Here is a 17664-nt window from a genome sequence, read left to right on the forward strand (position 1 = left end):
GGCGGAAATGCCATTCTTCCCTCGGAAACCGCCATGGCCCGCCAGCTCGGCTTCGTGATCTTCCCGGACTTCCAGATCCTCGATGCGACGGGTCCCCTCGCCGCCTTCGAGATCGCCGCGAGGTATGTGCCGGGCGCCTATGAGCTGAGGGTCATGGCGGGCGAACCGGGCCTGGTCCGCAGCTCCTGCGGCGCTCTGATGAGCGCCGGCCCGCTCGAGGGTCCGCTGGACACTGTCATCGTCTCGGGCGGCGAAGGCACGCGGCCGGCCGCCCTGCACCCGGTGCTGATCGCCTGGCTCAGGGCCCTGAGGCCGCGGCGCACGACCAGCGTCTGTTCCGGGGCCTATATCCTGGCCGAGGCCGGGCTGCTCGACGGCAAGCGGGCCACGACCCACTGGGAGCGCACTCAGGACTTCGCCAAGCGCTATCCCCAGGTCCGGCTGGAACCCGACCGCATCTTCACCCGCGACGGCGACGTCTGGACCTCGGCCGGCATCACCGCCGGCATCGACCTGTCGCTCGCCCTGATCGCCGACGACCTGGGCGAGGAGATTGCGCGGCGGGTCGCCCAGCAGCTGGTGGTCTATCACCGCCGACCCGGCGGCCAGTCGCAGTTCTCCGCCCTGATCGAGATGGGCGGGCGCGGCGGCCGCTTCGCCGAGCTGCTGGACTGGATGCGGCCCCGCCTGGCCGAGACGCTTACGGTCGAACGCCTCGCCGACCAGGCCGCCATGAGCGCCCGCAACTTCGCCCGCGCCTTCGCCGCTGAGACCGGCATGACCCCCGCCAAGGCCGTGGAGCGCCTGAGGCTGGAGACCGCCCGCGAACGGGTCGAGGGCTCGGCCGATCCCATCGACCGCATCGCCGAGACGTCCGGCTTCGGCGACCCGGAGCGCATGCGCCGGGCCTTCATCCGCGCCTTCGGCCAGCCGCCCCAGGCCTTGAGGCGGACCGCGCGGAGCTAGGCCTTCTTCGCCGCCAACTCGGCGACTTCCTTGCGCAGGAGCTTCAGGGTCTCGTTCTGGCGCTTGATCATCTGCATCATCTCGGTGTCGCGCATCGCATCGACCTTGTCGTGCAGGTGCATGATCTCCAGCTCGGCGCGCAGATTGACCAGGTAGTCGTGCTCCGCCGCCTCGCGGTCGCGGTCGGCCTGGCGGTTCTGGCTCATCATGATCACCGGGGCCTGGATCGCCGCCAGCATGGACAGCATCAGGTTCAGGAAGATGAAGGGATAGGGGTCGAAGGACAGACCGAACACCCGCGTGAGCACGTTCCAGCCGATCCACAGGGTGAGCGCCAGGAAGAAGCCGAAGATGAAGCTCCACGACCCGCCGATCTGCGCCACCCGGTCGGCGGTCCGGTCCCAGAAGGTCCGGTCGTCGACCCGCAGCGCGGGGTTCAGCCCGCTGGGCGCCTCGGTGGCGATCAGGTCGATGACGCTGCGTTGGACAGGCGTCAGGGCGTCGTAGTCACAGGCCAGCAGCTGCTGCGCCAGCTCCGAATGGCGTTCCGTCTTCGTCATCGCGACCTCGTTCCTTGACCTGACCGACCGTCAACCTGTTCGATCAGCATTCGCATGCCGGGGCCGGGCCGCAAGTCATCCGGTCATGGGCTCAGACAAAGGCGCGTCCAAGGCGCCGTTTCGGGAGGGAGTGGATCATGGCCGGGGTCGCCAAGGCAGACGGGCGCCGTTGCGCCTTCATCACCGGGGCCGCCAGCGGCATCGGGCTGGCCGCCGCCAAGCGCTTCGCCGCCGAGGGCTTCTTCGTCGGGATCGCCGATATCGACCAGCCCGGCGCCAAGGCGGCCCTGGAGGCCATCGGCCCCGGCAATGGCGTGGTGCTGAACCTGGATGTCCGCAAGCGGGCGGAATGGGACAAGGCGCTGGCCGCCTTCGCCAAGGCCACGGGCGGGCGGCTGGACCTGTTGGTCAACAACGCCGGCATCGCCCGCTTCGGCTGGCTGGAGGAGCAGTCCGAGGCCGATGTCGACCTGCAGATCGACATCAATGTGAAGGGCGTGATCCACGGCGCCCGCGCCGCCCTGGACCTGCTGCGGGCCACGCCGGGCTCGCGGCTGATCAATATCGCCTCCTGCGCCGGCCTGTTCGGCTCACCCCAAATGTCGGTCTATGCGGCGACCAAGTTCGCGGTGCGCGGCCTGAGCCAGGCGCTGGACGCCGAGTTCGCCCGCTTCGGCGTGGGGGTGGCCTGCGTGATGCCCTGGTTCGTGGAGACGCCGATCCTCGACGCCGGGGCCGATCGCTCGAACCGCACCATCCGCGACGCCGTCAAGGACGGCGGCCACGTCGTCTATACGCCGCAGGACGCCGCCCAGGTGATCTGGGAGGCGAGCCAGGGCAAGGACCTGGAATACATCGTGGGCGATCGGGGCAAGCAGGTCCGCTTCATGACCCGCTTCTTCCCCAACCTGATCAGGAAGCAGATGAAGCGGGCGCTTTGACGGGCTCGGTCCGCACCGCCGAGGTGGCGCTGAGGCGGGCGGGCTTCTGGGTGTCGGGGGCGGGCGTCGCAGCCTTCGCCTCGGTCGCCGAAGCGCCGGAGGCCGACAGGGCGGCCGGAGCGCCGCGGGCGCCTCGGTGATCACCGCCGAAGCCAGGCGGTAATCGGCCGCCGGACTGGTCGGCGCCGGGCCGGAGGTCAGATTGGCGTAGACCGGCTGGCTGGCCTGCTCCGGACCGACATCGGCTTCCGCCAGCAGGGTCTGGGGGGTCACCCCGCGCCCGAACCGATAGAACACGTGCAGGCCCACCTGGGCGACGCGCAGCAGGTGCGGCCCCCAGGACGGCGCCACATTGATGGTGTGGAAGTGGGTGGCGTTGCCGACGGCGGCCATCACGCTGCCCGACAGGGCGCGGGCGGCCACCCGTTCGGCGCGGTTCCAGGCGTCGGGCTCACGGCCCCGGCGCATCGAGCCGTCGCAGGCGAAGCTGAACTGGCAACCGACGCCCCGGGCCGCGCCCTGGAACACCACGCCGCAGACGGTCTTCGGAAACACCGGGGAGCGGACGCGGTTCAGCACCACCTGGGCGACCGCGGCCTGGCCGGCGGCGCCTTCGCCGCGGGCCTCGAAATAGACCGCCTGGGTCAGGCAATCGAGCTCGCGAGAGCTGTCCAGAGCCCCGGCCAGGCGGAACGGGGCGGCGGCCGGCATGTAAGGGGAGCCGAAGGCCGCGCGCAGGAACAGCGGCGCCTGGACCGGCCGGTCGTCGGTGACCTGGCGCTCAAGCCGCTCGGCGAGGATGGCGCTCTGGCGGTCACGCTCGGCGGAGCCGGCGACGGTAAAGGGATCATGGGCCCGCGCGATCCGCAGGACGCCCGGGTCCATGTCGGCGGCTTCACGCAGGAGAACGGTCTCGGAGAATCCGCCCGCGGCGGCCTCGGCGATACGCGAGGCGCGGGCGTGGTCGGTGGCGGCGCGGGCCATGCCGCCCGCGAGATAGGCGCCGCCGAGGCCCAGGCCAATGCCCGAACCGATCAAAGCGGCGCTAGTCAGCGCACGCCAATCGGCGCGCGTCTGGAAGGTAGATGACAAAGGCGAGAATCCCGTGTGGCGAGGGCGTTGGCGCCCCCCGACATCGTTGTTTTCAACGGCCCCTGCTCTTGCTGGCGGCGGTTGAAAACGGGCCTGTCCGATACACGTGGAAAGACAGGCTACGGCGAAGTTGAGGGGCTTATGGCCAAAACGCGCCAGGTCCGCAACCCCATACCGCACCGCAGCATGAATTTTGATGTGGATAAGCTTTACCCTGCCGGGCTGGAACCTCTGCCGCGCCGCGCCGTTGGGAAGGGCGGACTTTTCAATTCGCGGAGAACTTCCATGCGCAAGACCCTTGGCCTGTTGGCCATCGCCGGACTGGCCCTGACGCTCGCGGCCTGCGGTCACAATGTCGAACAGCGCGCCGCCACCGGCGCGGCCACCGGCGCCGTCCTGGGCGGTCCTGTCGGCGCGGTCGCCGGCGCCGCCGTGGGCACCGCGGTGAGCAAGGGCGTCGACCCGCACTAGGCCCGGGCGCTTCTCCATCGTCGCCTCCCCAGGCTTCGGGTCTAGTCCAACTGCGTCATGCGCCGTCCCTGACGGTCGCTAGATTCGGCGGGGTTGGAAACGAATCCGGGGAGCGGCGCTTTGGGACATCTGGCTCTGGCGATCCTGACGCTGGCCGCCGTCATCGCCATTGTGGTCACCGGCTCGCATAGCCTGCTCTAACCCTGCCCGGCCGCGCGCCGGCGCCCCTCCCCGAACGCGGCCTTCTTGCGGTCATGATGCCGATCGAAGCTTCACTTCGGCGCGCGAGGCATGCCCTGCGCGGCGCCGCCGCCCGATCAGGGTTTAACCGCCTTCCCGGAGCGCGTAGGGAAACCGCAACGCCTCCCCGCCGTCAGGACCGACCCTTGCGCCAAGCCCTCTTCGCCCTCGCCGTCTCCGCCCTCGCCACCTCCGCCCAGGCGGCCGCCCCGCCCCCCGCCGCGGCGGCGACCCAGGACATGTCCATGGGCAACCCCAAGGCCAAGGTGGTGATCGACGAGTACGCCTCGCTGAGCTGCACCCACTGCGCCCACTTCAACAATGAGATCTTCCCCGGTTTCAAGGCCAAGTACGTCGACACCGGCAAGGTCCGCTACGTGCTGCACGAGTATCTGACCCCGCCCGAGCAGATCGCCGCCGCCGGCTTCCTGGTCGCCCGCTGCGCGGGGCCGGCCGGCTATTTCAAGGTGGTGGACAGCTTCTTCCGCTCCCAGGCGGAAATGTACGAGAAGCAGGACCTCAAGACCCCGCTGCTGGCGGCCGGCAAGGCGGGCGGGCTCGACGAGGCCGGCGTCAAGGCCTGCCTGGCCAATGAGGATCAGGTCCACGCCCTGGAGGCCCGCGTCCAGGCCGGCATCGACAAGGGAATCAACGCCACCCCCACCTTCTACGTCAACGGCGTGAAGGCCCAGGAGGGCGTCATGACCCTAGACCAGCTCGACACCGCCATCGCCCAGGCCGGCAAGCCGGCGAAGAAGAAGTAGGCCGGCCCCACCCTGCTGACAGCTCCTGACACGGCCTGCCCCTAGCGTCCGAGGGGTAAGCCTCCTAGGTTCAGGTTCATGTCCCGTTCCCCCGCTCCCGGCGTCTCCGAGGCGCCCGCCGTCTTCGACTATGACGAGGCCACGACGCCCATCCTGTGGACGCCGCACCGCCCTGCGCGGCCGGCCAAGTCCGAGGGCGGGCGGGTCTTCAAGCTGGTCAGTAATTATGAGCCGGCCGGCGACCAGCCGACCGCCATCGCCGAGCTGGTGGCGGGCCTTGAGGGCCGCGAGCATGACCAGGTGCTGCTGGGCGTCACCGGCTCCGGCAAGACCTTCACCATGGCCAAGGTCATCGAGCAGACCCAGCGCCCGGCCCTGATCCTGGCGCCGAACAAGACCCTGGCCGCCCAGCTCTACAGCGAATTCAAGAGCTTCTTCCCGGAGAACGCGGTCGAGTTCTTCGTCTCCTACTACGACTATTACCAACCGGAGGCCTATGTCCCCCGGACCGACACCTATATCGAGAAGGACTCCTCGATTAACGAGCAGATCGACCGCATGCGCCACTCGGCGACCCGGGCGATCCTGGAGCGGGACGACGTCATCGTCGTCGCCTCGGTCAGCTGCATCTACGGCATCGGCTCGGTCGAGACCTATACGGCCATGACCTTCTCCCTGTCGGTCGGCGACCGCATCGACGAGAAGAAGCTGCTCGCCGACCTCGTAGCCCAGCAATACAAGCGCAACGACCAGGCCTTCGAGCGCGGCACCTTCCGCCGCCGCGGCGACACCATCGAGATCTTCCCCGCCCACTATGAGGACCGCGCCTGGCGCCTGTCCCTGTTCGGCGACGAGATCGAGGCGATCACCGAGTTCGACCCGCTGACCGGCAAGAAGACCACCGATCTCGAGACCATCAAGATCTATGCGAACAGCCACTATGTGACGCCGCGCCCGACCCTGAACCAGGCCGTCAACCAGATCCGCGCCGAGCTGAAGGAGCGCCTCGACTGGATGGTGGCCAACGGCAAGCTGCTGGAGGCCCAGCGGCTGGAGCAGCGCACCACCTTCGACCTGGAGATGATCCAGGCCACCGGCTCCTGCGCCGGCATCGAGAACTATAGCCGCTATCTCACCGGCCGCCGGGCCGGCGAGCCGCCGCCGACCTTCTTCGAATACATTCCAGAGAATGCGCTGCTGTTCGTCGACGAGAGCCACCAGACCGTGCCCCAGATCGGCGGCATGTACCGGGGCGACTACCGCCGCAAGTTCACCCTGGCGGAGTACGGCTTCCGCCTGCCGTCGGCGATCGACAACCGCCCGCTGAAATTCGAGGAGTGGGAGGCCATGCGGCCGGCCACCATCCACGTCTCGGCCACCCCCGGAAACTGGGAGATGGAGAAGACCGGCGGGGTCTTCGCCGAACAGGTCATCCGCCCTACCGGCCTGATCGACCCGCCGGTGGAGATCAAGCCGGTCCACCAGGACGGCTTCAGCCAGGTCGACGACGTGATCGACCAGGTCCGCCAGACCAACAAGCTCGGCTACCGCTCGCTGATCACCGTGCTCACCAAGAAGATGGCCGAGGACCTGACCGAGTACATGCACGAGCAGGGCCTGAGGGTCCGCTACCTGCACTCCGACGTCGACACCATGGAGCGGATCGAGATCATCCGCGACCTACGGCTCGGCGCCTTCGACGCCCTGATCGGCATCAACCTGCTGCGCGAGGGCCTGGACATTCCCGAGTGCGGCCTGGTCGCCATCCTGGACGCCGACAAGGAAGGCTTCCTGCGCTCGGAGACCAGCCTGATCCAGACCATCGGCCGCGCCGCGCGGAACGTGGACGGCCGGGTCATCCTCTATGCCGACAACATCACCGGCTCCATGGAACGCGCCATGGCCGAGACCCGGCGCCGCCGCGAGAAGCAGGAGGCCTACAATCTCGCCCACGGCATCACGCCGGAAAGCGTGAAGAGCCAGATCAAGGAAATCCTCGCCTCCCCCTACGAGAAGGACCGCGTCACCGTGCCGGTGGGCGTGGCCGAGGACGGCTCCAAGCCGTTCCTGGGCGACAACTTCAAGGTCACCCTCAGGGACCTGGAGGCCAAGATGCGCGAGGCCGCCTCCAACCTGGAGTTCGAGACCGCCGCCCGCCTGCGCGACGAGATCAAGCGCCTGAAGCTGCTAGACTTGGAGTTCGCCAACGACGCCCTGACGGCGCCCGGCGAGGCCGTGGACAAGGACGCGGTGAAGCGCGTCAAGGCCGAGGCGCGGGCCGAAGCGGCGGAGCGGTTCCGGAAGGCGCGGCGGTAGGGGCGGCCCCGATCCTGCACGACCGCTCCTCACCTGTGCCGATACGGAGCTGAGGCTATGCGTGGGCGTGCGTTGAAGGTTGTGGCGGATAACGGGGCCAAGGCGATTGAGCCGGTCCCCGTCGAGGTGATTGCACCCGTTGTGGCGGAGGCCCCGTCGGCGCCGCCCGAGCGGATTTCAGATCAGGTGAAGCGGCTCCAGGCCGAGGCCCGCGGGCTGGCGCACAAGCATGTGTTGTCCCTGAAAACCGCGCTGGAGGACCTCAAGGCGCTGGCCGAGGACATCTCCTCGGGCGGCGATGTCTATCCGGCCGGGGTGCGCGAGATCGCCCGGCGGCTGGTGGAAGACTGCGAGGCCCGCGCCCAGGCGGTGGCGTCGCTGGCGATGCGGAACTGATCGCCCTCTCCTGACGGGCCGCCAGTCATGCTAGGCTAGGCGCCGTCGGAGGGAGCCTCATGCGCCTGACCATCACCGTCGATGACGCCCTGCTCGCGCGCGCTAGGGATCTCGTGGGGGAGGAGGACGACGCCAGGCTCATCCGCGACGCCCTGACGGCCCTGGTTCAAAGGGAGAGCGCGCGCCGGCTCGCCGGCTTGGGCGGCAGCGATCCCAACGCCTCGGCTGCGCCCCGGCGCCGACCGGCGCGTCAGCAAGAGATTTGAACCTCGAACCCCACGAACCACAGGCGCTCCAAGGTCAGCGCGGACTCGTTCGTGTCGTTCGTGAGGTTCGTGGACAAGCCTTCCTTGCGGCCGCGCCGCCGTGACCGCCTGCGGCGGCCCCCTCCACCGCTTCGCGGTCCCCCTCCCCCAGCGGGGGAGGAACCGGGCTTCAGACCACCATGTCCTGGGCGCGTTCGGATTCGCGGCGGACCAGGCGGTTGACCTCGGCGGTGAAGGCCCGGGCGAGGTCGATGCGACGCCGGCGAGCTTCTGCCGCCGGCGCCTCACCGGCGGCGGCCCAGTCGGAGCGGAAAAGCTCCAACTCGCCGGCCACCCCAAACTCGGCGGCGGCCAGCCGGGGGACGGACCGGCCGACACCGAAGACCTGGTCGGCGGCCACCGCCGCCGCCCCTAGACCCAGAAGCACATATCCAAAGGCGAAGGAGCCGATCGGCGTCGCCGCGACCAGCGGGAACGCCTCGCGCAGGGCCGGCAGCACCGCGCCCACGGCGATTCCACTCACACCCACGAAGCGCAGCAGATGCGAGGCCGCCTGGGCCAGGTGGCGACGGCGGCCGTACCAGCCGATCCGCTCGCGGGCGAAGGCCTCGCGGGCCGCCAGCAATTCGGGAAGTTCCGCGTCCGCCAAGGGGACGACGTCCAGACCCGCCACCACTCCGAACCGCCCAGCCATGCCGAGACTCTCCCTACACGCAGGAGGTCCCTCTACAACCGCAGGGACGCGGGCGCCGATGCGGGGAATGGACGCAGCTTTCTGGGGAGGTCAGCCGACGAGGTCCGCGAATTCCTTGCTGCGGCGAAGCCAGGCGGCCGCATAGCCGCAGATAGGCGTGATCTTCAGCCCCTTGTCGCGGGCGTCGGCGGCCAGGGCCGCCATCAGCCGGCCGGACGCGCCAGTGCCGCGCAGGGCGACGGGCGCCTCCACATGGTCGATGATCAGCCGGTCGCCGGCGCGGCGATAGTCGGCCCAGGAGGTGAGGCCCTGCTCGACCATCTCGTAGCGGGCGCCGGTGTCTTTGAGCGCGTTCATGTCCTAACATATGGGCGCCGACCGGCTTCCCGCCAGCTTCGCCTTGAGCTGCCGTCGCAGGAGATCGCCATGACCCGCCGCATCCTGATTCTCGCCGCGACCGCCGCCGTCGCCCTGTCGGCCTGCTCCAAGCCGACCGACCAGGGGGGCAAGGCGCCGGCCGCGGGCGCGCCGGCCGCGCCCTCTCAGACGGCGCCCAAGCGCAAGCCCGGCCTGTGGGAGCAGCGCGTCTCCAATGGCGACTTCGTGCAGGTCAGCCGCATCTGCCTCGACCCCGTGGTCGACGCCCGGCTGTCCTGGTGGGGCGCCCAGGCGACCCAGGACGTCTGCGAGAAGACCCTGGCCTCGCGCACGGCCGACGGCGGCTGGCGCTTCTCATCGGTCTGCGACATGGGCACGGGCGGCAAGACCACCACCTCGGGCGTCGCGACCGGCGACTTCGACAAGCACTACCAGATCACCGCCGAGAGCTCGACGGTGGGCGCCCAGACCCCGATGATGAACGGGACCCGCAAGATGGTGATCGACGCGGTCTGGCAGGGCCCCTGCCCCGTCGGCATGAAGGGCGGCGAGATGGAGCTGCCCGGCGGGGTTAAGATCAATCTGCTCGACACGGCGAAATAGACGCCCGCCTGTCGGGACGGCGCGGGTCCGCCCGTCCTAGGATCGAACCCTTTGCAGGAGCCCCTCATGGCCGAACCCGTCGACATCGCCCCGCGCCACGACCGCGAGCTGGTCATCGCCCACCTCATGGACGCCACGCCCGAGCAGCTGTTCAAGGCCTGGACCACGCCGGAGCTTTATCCGGAATGGTTCTGCCCCAAGCCCTGGCGGGCCGAGGTCTCGCACATGGACCTGCGTCCCGGCGGCGGCAGCCAGATGATGATGTACGGGCCGGACGGAGAATCCTTCCCGAACGGCGGCGTCTATCTGGAGATCGATCCCGGCCGGAAGCTCGTCTTCACCGACGCCTTCAGCGAGGGCTGGATCCCGAATCCGGACGCCATGATGACCGCGGTCCTCACCTTCGAGCCCCAGGCCGACGGCCGCACGCTCTATACGGCGCGGGTCGGCCATCCGAGTCTGGAGAAGAAGGCCGATCACGAGGCCCGGGGTTTCCACGACGGCTGGGGCGTCGTGGCCCAGCAGCTCGAAGCCCTGGCCAAGACCCTCTGAGCTAGACCAGCTCCACCGCCACGGCCGTCGCCTCGCCGCCGCCGATGCAGAGGCTGGCGACGCCCTTGCGGCCGCCGCGGGCTTCGAGCGCCGAGAGCAGGGTCGCCAGGATGCGGGCGCCCGAGGCGCCGATCGGGTGGCCGAGCGCACAGGCCCCGCCATTGACGTTCAGCCGGTCGCGGTCGATCCCCAAGTCGCGCTCGGCGATCATGGCCACCACGGCGAAGGCCTCATTGACCTCGAACAGGTCGACGTCGCCGACGCTCCAGCCGGCCTTGGCCAGCACCTTCTGGATCGCCGGCACCGGCGCGGTGGTGAACAGGCCGGGCTCATGGGCGTGGCCGGCATGGGCGGCGATGCGCGCCACCACCTTCAGGCCCAGCTTCTCGGCGACCGAGGCCCGGGTCAGGACGAGCGCGGCGGCGCCGTCGGAGATCGAGCTGGAATTGGCCGCGGTGATCGCCCCGTCCTTGGCGAAGGCGGGCTTCAGGGTCGGGATCTTGGCGGGGTCGGCTTTGCCGGGCTGCTCGTCGGTCTCGACCAGCAGGGCGCCCTTGCGGCTGATCACCTCGACGCCGACGATCTCCCGGGCGAAGGCGCCGCTGTCGACCGCCGCCTTGGCGCGGGCCAGGCTCAGCAGGGCGAACTCGTCCATGGCCTCGCGGGTGAACTGATAGGCCCGGGCGCTCTCCTCGGCGAAGCTGCCCATCAGCCGGCCGGGCTCATAGGCGTCCTCCAGGCCGTCCAGGTACATGTGGTCATAGGCCGTATCGTGGCCGATGCGGGCCCCGGCCCTGTGCTTCTGCAAGAGATAAGGCGCGCCGGACATGCTCTCCATGCCGCCCGCCACGATGATGTCGACCGAACCGGCGGCCAGGGCGTCGTGGGCCATGATCGCCGCCTGCATGCCCGAGCCGCACATCTTGTTGACCGTGGTCGCCTCCACCGACTTCGGCAGGCCGGCGCCCAGGGCCGCCTGGCGCGCGGGCGCCTGGCCCAGGCCCGCCGGCAGGACGCAGCCCATGACGATCTGCTGCACCTGGTCCGGATTGAGGCCGGCCCGCTCGACGGCGGCCTGGACGGCGGCCGAACCGAGGGCGGTGGCCTTCACGGTTGAGAACATGCCCTGGAAGCCGCCCATGGGCGTGCGGGCGTAGGAAGCGATGACGACGGGATCGGTGGCTTGGGTCATGCCCGTCATATAGGCCCTGCGGCCCCGACTGTGGAGGACCGCCGTAACGTCAGGCCCGGGGCCGCGCCCGAGACCGCTCAGTCCCTCCGAAGGATTCACAGAAAATTATCCACGAATATTACTGCTCAGCACCAATATAACCTTGTTATGAGACGTCAGCGCAATTCAAACGTTCATTTTTGAGCGTTTCGAGATCGCATTATTAGTCCAACTTTAACAAGCGTCCTGGATATTGGCCCTCGCCGGATGAGACATCTCGGCTCAGCCGTGCGCAGGAGATCTGGACTTGGACTTCTTGAAGAAATTCATCGCCGATGAACGAGGCGCGACCGCGATCGAATACGGCCTGATCGCGGCCCTGATCTCCATCGTTCTGGTCACGGCCATGGGTACGCTCAAGACCAAGATCGTCGGCACCTACACCAAGATCGGCACGGCGATGCCCCAATAGGGGCGAAGACCTAGAGCTCCGCCCGCACCGTGCGGTCGATAAAGCCGCCGCCCAGCACCCGGCTCGGCGCCTCGGGCGCGTAGAGCACGCAGGCCTGGCCCGGCGCGACGCCTTCCTCCGGCGTCTCGAATTCAATCCCGATCTCGCCGTCGACCCGGGCCAGGCGCCCAGCCACCGGCTCCCGCGTCGAGCGCACGCGCGCGAGCACCGGCCGGCCCAGGGCCTCGGCGATCGACCCGCCCTCGCCCAGCCAGTTGGTCTCCTTGAGCGCGCAGGCCCGCGTCAGCAGCGCCTCCCGCGGCCCGACGATCACCTGCCGGCGCTCAGCGTCGATCCGCGTCACGAACAGCGGATCGCCCACCGCCACGTTCAGGCCGCGTCGCTGGCCGATGGTGTAGCGGGTCACGCCCTCGTGGCGGCCCAGCACCCGGCCGTCCATGTGAACGATCTCGCCCGGCTCCGCCCCCTGCGGCCGCAGGCGGTCGATCACCGTGGTGTAGCGGCCCTCCGGCACGAAGCAGATGTCCTGGCTGTCGGGCTTGTCGGCGATGGCCAGGCCCAGCTCGGCCGCCGCGCGGCGCACCTCCGGCTTGGGCATGCCGCCCAGCGGAAAGCGCAGATAGGCCAGCTGCTCGGCCGTGGTGGCGAACAGGAAGTAGCTCTGGTCCCGGGCCGGATCGGCGGCGCGGTGCAGCTCGGGGCCCGCGGCGCCGACCTCGCGCCGCACATAGTGGCCGGTCGCCATGGCGGTGGCGCCCAGGTCGCGGGCGGTGTCCAACAGGTCGCGGAACTTCACCGTCTGATTGCAGCGGATGCAGGGGATCGGCGTCTCGCCGCGCAGATAGGCGTCGGCGAAGTCCTCGATCACCTGTTCCTTGAACCGGCTCTCATAGTCCAGGACGTAGTGCGGAATGCCGATGGCGTCGGCCGCGGTGCGAGCGTCGTGGATGTCCTGGCCGGCGCAGCAGGCGCCCTTCTTCTGGATCGCCGCCCCGTGGTCGTAGAGCTGCAGGGTGACGCCCACGACGTCATATCCGGCGCGGGCCAGCAGGGCGGCGGTGACGGTGGAGTCCACGCCCCCCGACATGGCCGCGACCACCCGCGCGCCCGCGGGCAGCCCGACGGCGGCCCTGGCCGCTTCGACGGCGGCGTCTGTGAAAAGCGCGTTCATGGCCGCCTATGTAGCGTTTCGCAGGTCCGTTTGCGAGGTCGGGCCCGAACCTCAGGGCGGACAACTTGGAGACCGCCGGTCTGCCAAATAGTCACAAAGATTTCAGCCCGACCATGTGGACGCGCGGCCAATCTTCACAGTAATTTTCAGGATGAGGCGCATCGCGTAGAGGACTTGAGGTCCACAACGCCTCCTGGATACGCCGAGGTGACTCCCTACCGCATCTATGTCCTGACCGCCCAAGAGCGCATCAGCGATGCGCGGGAGGCCGACTATGCGGACGATCAGGCCGCGCTGGCGGCGGCCCAGGCGCTCAAGGGCGACCGCTTCGCCGTCGAGATCTGGTCGGGCGAACGCCTGGTGGAGCGGATCGGCGGCGAGTTTTCGCTCTAGGCGTCGCCGCTATTTGATGAAGTTCAGCAGCGAGGTGTCCTTCAGGGTGACGAACACCTGGGCCGCCGCCTGCACCGCCATCTGCGCCTGCTGAAGGTCGCTGGCCGCCTTGGTCATGTCGGCGTCGGTGATGCCGCCGATCATGCCCTTGATGCTGGTCTGGCGGTTGGTGAGGTCCTTCTGCACGTTGTCCACGCGGGTCTGGACCATGCCGTTGCGCGCGGCGTTGTTGACCAGGTTCTGGTGCAGCGTGTCCCAGCTGGAGAGCTGGCCTTCCAGAAAGGTCTTCTGGGCGTCGGTGAGGATGCCGTTGAACGGGCCGCTGCCGCTCTGCTGGAAGGCCTGGATCGTCTGGAACTGGGTGAGCAGGTCGGTGCCGAGGCTGTCGGCCAGGAGGCCGGTCTTCACCGTGGTGGAGTCGTCGACCTTGGCGTCCACCGTATAGGTGTCGTTGTGGAAGAAACTGGAGATCGGCTGGCCGTTGGTCAGGTCGGCCATGATCTGGGCCGAGACCGGCTGGGTGTCGATCTGGCCGCCGGCGAACAGGTACTTGCCGCCATAGCGCGCGTTCAGCCCCTCGACCGCGTTGCCGAAGAAGCCCTGCAGATCCTGCATCAGGGTGTCGCCGCGGCCGCTGGCCAGGGCGTCGGCGATGGTCTGGCGCACGGAGTCGGCGGAACTGGCGATCTGGTTGAGCGCAAAGTCCTGGGTGGTGAGCTTGTCCACCAGCCGGGCGTTCTGGTCGCTGTAGCCCTGCAGGCGCGAGTCGACCGCCCGCATGGAGGTCAGGATCTCGGCGTTGCGCGCATAGTCCTTGAGGTTGGTGCCGTTCTTCTGGGTCGCCACGCGGTCGCCCGCATCCATCTGGCCCTGCTGAGCGGCCATGATGTTGGTGAGCACCGAACTGTAGTTTCCACCCGTCGAGACGCGGTTCATCGGTTCGTTCCTACGGTCAGATCATGTTGGTCAGGACGTCAAACATGTCCTTGGCCGCGGTGATCATCCGGGCCGAGGCGTTGAACGCCTGCTGATAGGTGGTGAGGCGCACCAGCTCCTCGTCGAGGTTCACGCCCTCGCTGGATTGCCGGCGCGCCGAGGCCTCGGTGGAGACCGAGGCGGCGGACTTCTTGCTGGTGTCGGCGGCCTCGGCCTGGCGGCCCACCGCGCCGCCGAATTCCGAGGCGTAGCGCGACAGGCTCATGGTCACGTCGCCGAGCGTGCCGGCCGCGCCGAAATTGGTCAGGACGTCGCCGGCCTGGGACAGGGCCGCCCCGCCCCGCCCGTCGCCGGGCCGGATGGACGAGGCCGGCGGGGTGACCGTCAGGTCCAGCTGGGCCAGGGCCAGCTTGGTCGGGTCGCCGACCGGAACCGGATTGACCTGCAGACGGCTCGCACGGCTGGTCTTGGCGAAGGTCGACAGGCCGAACAGCTTGGAGATCGACGGTCCGCCGGCCCCGCGCTGGGTGTGGTCGGCGGTCACCGACAGGGTGATCGGGTAGCTGGTGGTCGCCTTGAAGGCCAGCCGCCCGTCCGAGCTAAGGCTGAACTGTCCATATTGGCCGACCCCCGTGCCGTTGGCGTTCAGGGCGTCGATCAGGCCCTGCATGGTGGTGGGCGAGGCCGGCACCGCGACGCTGACATCATAGACCGGCTTGCCGTTGCCGAGCGCGACCCGGAAGGCGATGGTGTCGCCCGGCGTGTAGCCGTTCTCGTCGGAGGCGGTCATGCCGGTGTCGAAATTGACCGGACCGCCGGTCGACTGCACCAGGTCGTTCAGACCGAAGAAGTGCGAGAAGGCCCGGCCGGCCTTCATCGAGGTGCCTTCGTCGATCGCCACCCCGTTACCGCCTGCGGCCGTGAGGCTCAGGGCGCCGCCGCTGAACGAGGCGGTCGCCGAGCCGCCAAGGGCGGTGTTCAGGTCGGACAGGAAATTGGTGTCCGTGAAGGCCGTGCCCGCCGCGCCATTGACGCTCATGGTGTGGGCGTCGAAGTCGATAGCGACGGTCTGCTGGGTCACGCCGGAGGAGTCGACGACCGCCAGGGTGGTCTTGCCGGTGAAGTGGGCGATGGCCGTGGGCAGGTCGAGGCCGGTGTCCCGACCGGTCATGGTGGTCGGGGCCGGCACGGCCGTGGAGGCGTTGTGAACGGCGTTGATCCGGTCCGCCGCCTTGCTCATGAACTCGCCCAGCTGTTCAGCCAGGCCGGGCAGCTTGTCGTCGCGCAGGTCCATCAGGCCGCGAAGCTCGCCGGACGACATGGCGACCGGTTGGGGCGCGCCGACCCCGCCGGTGGGCTCGATCGCGACATAGGCCTTGGTGGCGTCGGTGCGGTTATAGCTGAGGGTCGCGGCCTGGTCGCCGGCCAGCTGGAAGCCTTCCTCGGTGCGCACCGTAAGCCCGCCGTTGGGGCGCTGGGTGACCTGGACGTTCATCAGCTTGGACAGCTGGTCGACGAGACCGCTCTGGATGTTCTCCGAGCCGGAGGAGTCGGCCCGCGACAGCCGGGCGCGGCTGATGTCGGCGTTCAGCGAATTGATCTGCTTCAGCAGGTCGTTGACATTGTTGATGTCGGTCTGGGCCTGGGCGTCGACCGTATCCCCCAGCGAGGTGATCTGGGTGTTGATCCGCTGGGCTTCGTTGACGAAGTCCTGGACGCTGGAGAGCGCCTGGCCGCGCATCAGGCTCGAGGACGGGTCGTTGCCGGCCGCGCCGAAGGACGACCAGATATTGTCCAGCCGGGTGAAGAAGAAGCTGTCCCCCGACGGGTCGCCGAACAGGCCCTGGGCGTTGTCCAGGTACTGCGACATGGCGCTCCACTTGGAGGAGTCCGAGGCCGCGGTGATCGAGGCGCCCTGCAGGTACTGGTCGGTCACCCGGTTGATGCCGGTGATGTCGACGCCCATCCCCATGCCGCCGACCACCAGCGGGCGCTGGTCGACGGTCTTGCGGACGTAGCCGGGGGTGTTGACGTTGGCGATGTCGTCGGACACCGCCCGCAGGCCGGTCTGGGCCGCGAGCAGGCCCGACGCTGCGGTCTTCATCGCTACGCTCAAGGACATGTCTGCACCCTCCGCCCGGCAACCCTTGCGCGCGACCCGGCGAATTCTGCCGGGACTTTACTGAACGCCCGCGCGAGGGCTTGGGAAAAATCCATAGAATTCAAAGAGGACCCGTCCTGGGCCCGCCTTGGTCGTGGTTAACGGCGCAAGAGCGGCGCCAAGATCGCCGCCCGCCACCTCGGGGGCCGCCGACCGGCGCCGGGCGAGTCCCCGACTTGGGCGGCAAGGGACGCCCCTCACGCCGTCGGCGCCCGGCAAAAAGCGCCGCAACAAGAGGTTTCTGAGGCCTTAACAGCGATATTTTATCGTTATTTTTCCGTTACTTCGCCGACAATCTCAAGTTGGCGCGGAGGTTGCTCTGACAGGTCCGAATGACCGTGGCGCAGCAGGCGCCGCCCTGTCGGACCGTCAAACGGCCCAAGAGATCACGGACACCATGGCTGCAGGCCCCACCATCGCTGCTCAGACGGCTCAGGCTCCCGGCGTCGCCGGTGCGGGCGCGAGCTCGGGCGCGGGCCTGTTCGGCAAGTCGACGACCGCGCACGGCACGGCGGCAGGCTTCGATTCCCTGCTGGCGGCCTTCTTCGGGAACCAGGCGGCGAACCCGATCGGCGCGACCGCCGGGGTGCTGACCGCCGCCGCGGCCAAGGCCGCCGCAGCCCAGGCCTCTGGCGAGACCTCCGCCAAGAGCGCGGACGACAAGACCGCCGCGACCGACGCCGCGCCGACCGCCGACGGCGCGACCGCGGCGACGGACGCCGCCTCCACCGCCCTGCTCTATATGCTCGCCGGCCAGACGGCCCCGACGCTGCCCCAGCCCGCAGCGGCCGGCGCCGCCAAGACCGCCGATGGAACCGCCGCGACCGACGACGTCCTGCAAGGCGGCGGCAAGCCGTCCGCCGCGCCTGGTTCGGCCCTGGCCCAGGCCGCGCGCCTGGCCCAGGCGGCGACCGGCGACGAGGCGAGCGCTCAGCCCGACGGGGGCGACATCGACGCCGCCGCCGGGGAGGCCCCCGCCAACCTCACCCCTGCCCGGCAAGCTCGGCCCGGGCCTGCCGACCGGCGCCGCACCGAGCGCCGCGTCCGCCGGCAAGGACGCCACAGCCTATGCGCCGGCTGCGTCGACCGCGCCGCCGCCACTGCGCCGCGGCCGCGCGCGC

General features: G+C 69.2%; 19 protein-coding genes and 1 pseudogene. 12 read left to right on the forward strand and 8 right to left on the reverse strand.

The window, feature by feature from the left end:
- Positions 1 to 33 precede the first annotated feature (33 nt).
- Complete coding sequence (locus tag MQH10_RS08305) at positions 34 to 966, forward strand: GlxA family transcriptional regulator (protein ID WP_242563596.1); 933 nt, start codon at positions 34 to 36, stop codon at positions 964 to 966.
- Here the strand turns inward: MQH10_RS08305 and MQH10_RS08310 are convergent.
- Positions 963 to 1526, reverse strand: a complete 564-nt coding sequence (locus tag MQH10_RS08310) for a DUF1003 domain-containing protein (protein WP_242563597.1) — start codon at positions 1524 to 1526, stop codon at positions 963 to 965. The genes MQH10_RS08305 and MQH10_RS08310 overlap by 4 nt on opposite strands.
- A 137-nt stretch (positions 1527 to 1663) precedes the next feature.
- On the opposite strand from MQH10_RS08310, the gene MQH10_RS08315 reads away from it, so the two are divergent.
- A complete protein-coding gene (locus tag MQH10_RS08315; protein ID WP_242563598.1) occupies positions 1664 to 2467 on the forward strand; it encodes an SDR family oxidoreductase in 804 nt (267 codons plus the stop codon).
- Between the two features lie 348 nt (positions 2468 to 2815).
- Here MQH10_RS08315 and MQH10_RS26765 read toward each other — a convergent pair.
- Positions 2816 to 3451 (reverse strand): annotated as a pseudogene (locus MQH10_RS26765) (cell wall hydrolase); the annotation flags it as partial.
- A gap of 393 nt (positions 3452 to 3844) precedes the next feature.
- Between MQH10_RS26765 and MQH10_RS08325 the strand changes: the two are divergent.
- From MQH10_RS08325 to MQH10_RS08345, 5 genes are all read left to right on the forward strand, one after another.
- Entirely contained in the window at positions 3845 to 4030 is a 186-nt protein-coding gene (locus tag MQH10_RS08325) for a hypothetical protein (protein WP_242563599.1), read from the forward strand.
- A 386-nt stretch (positions 4031 to 4416) separates the two neighbouring features.
- Positions 4417 to 5034: a thioredoxin domain-containing protein gene (locus MQH10_RS08330; protein WP_242563600.1), complete on the forward strand. Its 618-nt coding sequence runs from the start codon at positions 4417 to 4419 to the stop codon at positions 5032 to 5034.
- A 78-nt stretch (positions 5035 to 5112) separates the two neighbouring features.
- Positions 5113 to 7350 carry an excinuclease ABC subunit UvrB gene (uvrB, locus tag MQH10_RS08335; RefSeq protein ID WP_242563601.1) on the forward strand — a complete coding sequence of 746 codons (2238 nt, stop codon included), beginning with the start codon at positions 5113 to 5115 and terminating at the stop codon, positions 7348 to 7350.
- 57 nt (positions 7351 to 7407) lie between these two features.
- The gene (locus tag MQH10_RS08340) at positions 7408 to 7746 is read left to right on the forward strand and encodes a hypothetical protein (protein WP_242563602.1); all 339 of its coding nucleotides are present in this window, start codon (positions 7408 to 7410) and stop codon (positions 7744 to 7746) included.
- 59 nt (positions 7747 to 7805) lie between these two features.
- A complete protein-coding gene (locus tag MQH10_RS08345) occupies positions 7806 to 8012 on the forward strand; it encodes a type II toxin-antitoxin system VapB family antitoxin (RefSeq protein WP_242563603.1) in 207 nt (68 codons plus the stop codon).
- 169 nt (positions 8013 to 8181) lie between these two features.
- On the opposite strand, the gene MQH10_RS08350 is transcribed toward MQH10_RS08345, so the two are convergent.
- Both MQH10_RS08350 and MQH10_RS08355 read right to left on the reverse strand, forming a co-directional pair.
- Positions 8182 to 8706 carry an SLATT domain-containing protein gene (locus MQH10_RS08350; protein ID WP_242563604.1) on the reverse strand — a complete coding sequence of 175 codons (525 nt, stop codon included), beginning with the start codon at positions 8704 to 8706 and terminating at the stop codon, positions 8182 to 8184.
- A 90-nt stretch (positions 8707 to 8796) separates the two neighbouring features.
- Positions 8797 to 9063, reverse strand: a complete 267-nt coding sequence (locus MQH10_RS08355) for a GNAT family N-acetyltransferase (protein ID WP_242563605.1) — start codon at positions 9061 to 9063, stop codon at positions 8797 to 8799.
- A gap of 69 nt (positions 9064 to 9132) precedes the next feature.
- On the opposite strand from MQH10_RS08355, the gene MQH10_RS08360 reads away from it, so the two are divergent.
- Positions 9133 to 9687 (forward strand): DUF3617 domain-containing protein, encoded by a 555-nt coding sequence (locus tag MQH10_RS08360; RefSeq protein WP_242563606.1) that lies wholly within the window; start codon positions 9133 to 9135, stop codon positions 9685 to 9687.
- A gap of 66 nt (positions 9688 to 9753) precedes the next feature.
- The gene (locus MQH10_RS08365) at positions 9754 to 10239 is read left to right on the forward strand and encodes an SRPBCC family protein (RefSeq protein WP_242563607.1); all 486 of its coding nucleotides are present in this window, start codon (positions 9754 to 9756) and stop codon (positions 10237 to 10239) included.
- Position 10240: 1 nt separating this feature from the next.
- Here the strand turns inward: MQH10_RS08365 and MQH10_RS08370 are convergent, their stop codons facing one another.
- Positions 10241 to 11431, reverse strand: a complete 1191-nt coding sequence (locus MQH10_RS08370; protein ID WP_242563608.1) for an acetyl-CoA C-acyltransferase — start codon at positions 11429 to 11431, stop codon at positions 10241 to 10243.
- A gap of 286 nt (positions 11432 to 11717) precedes the next feature.
- On the opposite strand from MQH10_RS08370, the gene MQH10_RS08375 reads away from it, so the two are divergent.
- A complete protein-coding gene (locus MQH10_RS08375) occupies positions 11718 to 11882 on the forward strand; it encodes a Flp family type IVb pilin (protein WP_242563609.1) in 165 nt (54 codons plus the stop codon).
- A 10-nt stretch (positions 11883 to 11892) separates the two neighbouring features.
- On the opposite strand, the gene mnmA is transcribed toward MQH10_RS08375, so the two are convergent.
- Positions 11893 to 13053 carry a tRNA 2-thiouridine(34) synthase MnmA gene (mnmA, locus tag MQH10_RS08380; protein ID WP_242563610.1) on the reverse strand — a complete coding sequence of 387 codons (1161 nt, stop codon included), beginning with the start codon at positions 13051 to 13053 and terminating at the stop codon, positions 11893 to 11895.
- A 207-nt stretch (positions 13054 to 13260) separates the two neighbouring features.
- On the opposite strand from mnmA, the gene MQH10_RS08385 reads away from it, so the two are divergent.
- On the forward strand, positions 13261 to 13446 hold the full coding sequence (locus MQH10_RS08385; protein ID WP_242563611.1) for a hypothetical protein: 186 nt from the start codon (positions 13261 to 13263) through the stop codon (positions 13444 to 13446).
- Positions 13447 to 13455: 9 nt separating this feature from the next.
- On the opposite strand, the gene MQH10_RS08390 is transcribed toward MQH10_RS08385, so the two are convergent.
- Both MQH10_RS08390 and flgK read right to left on the reverse strand, forming a co-directional pair.
- Positions 13456 to 14382: a flagellin gene (locus MQH10_RS08390; protein WP_242563612.1), complete on the reverse strand. Its 927-nt coding sequence runs from the start codon at positions 14380 to 14382 to the stop codon at positions 13456 to 13458.
- A 16-nt stretch (positions 14383 to 14398) separates the two neighbouring features.
- Positions 14399 to 16486: a flagellar hook-associated protein FlgK gene (gene flgK / locus MQH10_RS08395; protein WP_336605061.1), complete on the reverse strand. Its 2088-nt coding sequence runs from the start codon at positions 16484 to 16486 to the stop codon at positions 14399 to 14401.
- 454 nt (positions 16487 to 16940) lie between these two features.
- Between flgK and MQH10_RS08400 the strand changes: the two genes are divergently transcribed.
- Positions 16941 to 17664, forward strand: a 724-nt coding sequence (locus MQH10_RS08400) for a hypothetical protein (protein ID WP_473828308.1), incomplete at its 3' end; no start/stop codon positions are given.

Source organism: Phenylobacterium aquaticum (genome assembly GCF_022695515.1).
In the GTDB taxonomy this organism is placed as follows: domain Bacteria; phylum Pseudomonadota; class Alphaproteobacteria; order Caulobacterales; family Caulobacteraceae; genus Phenylobacterium; species Phenylobacterium aquaticum.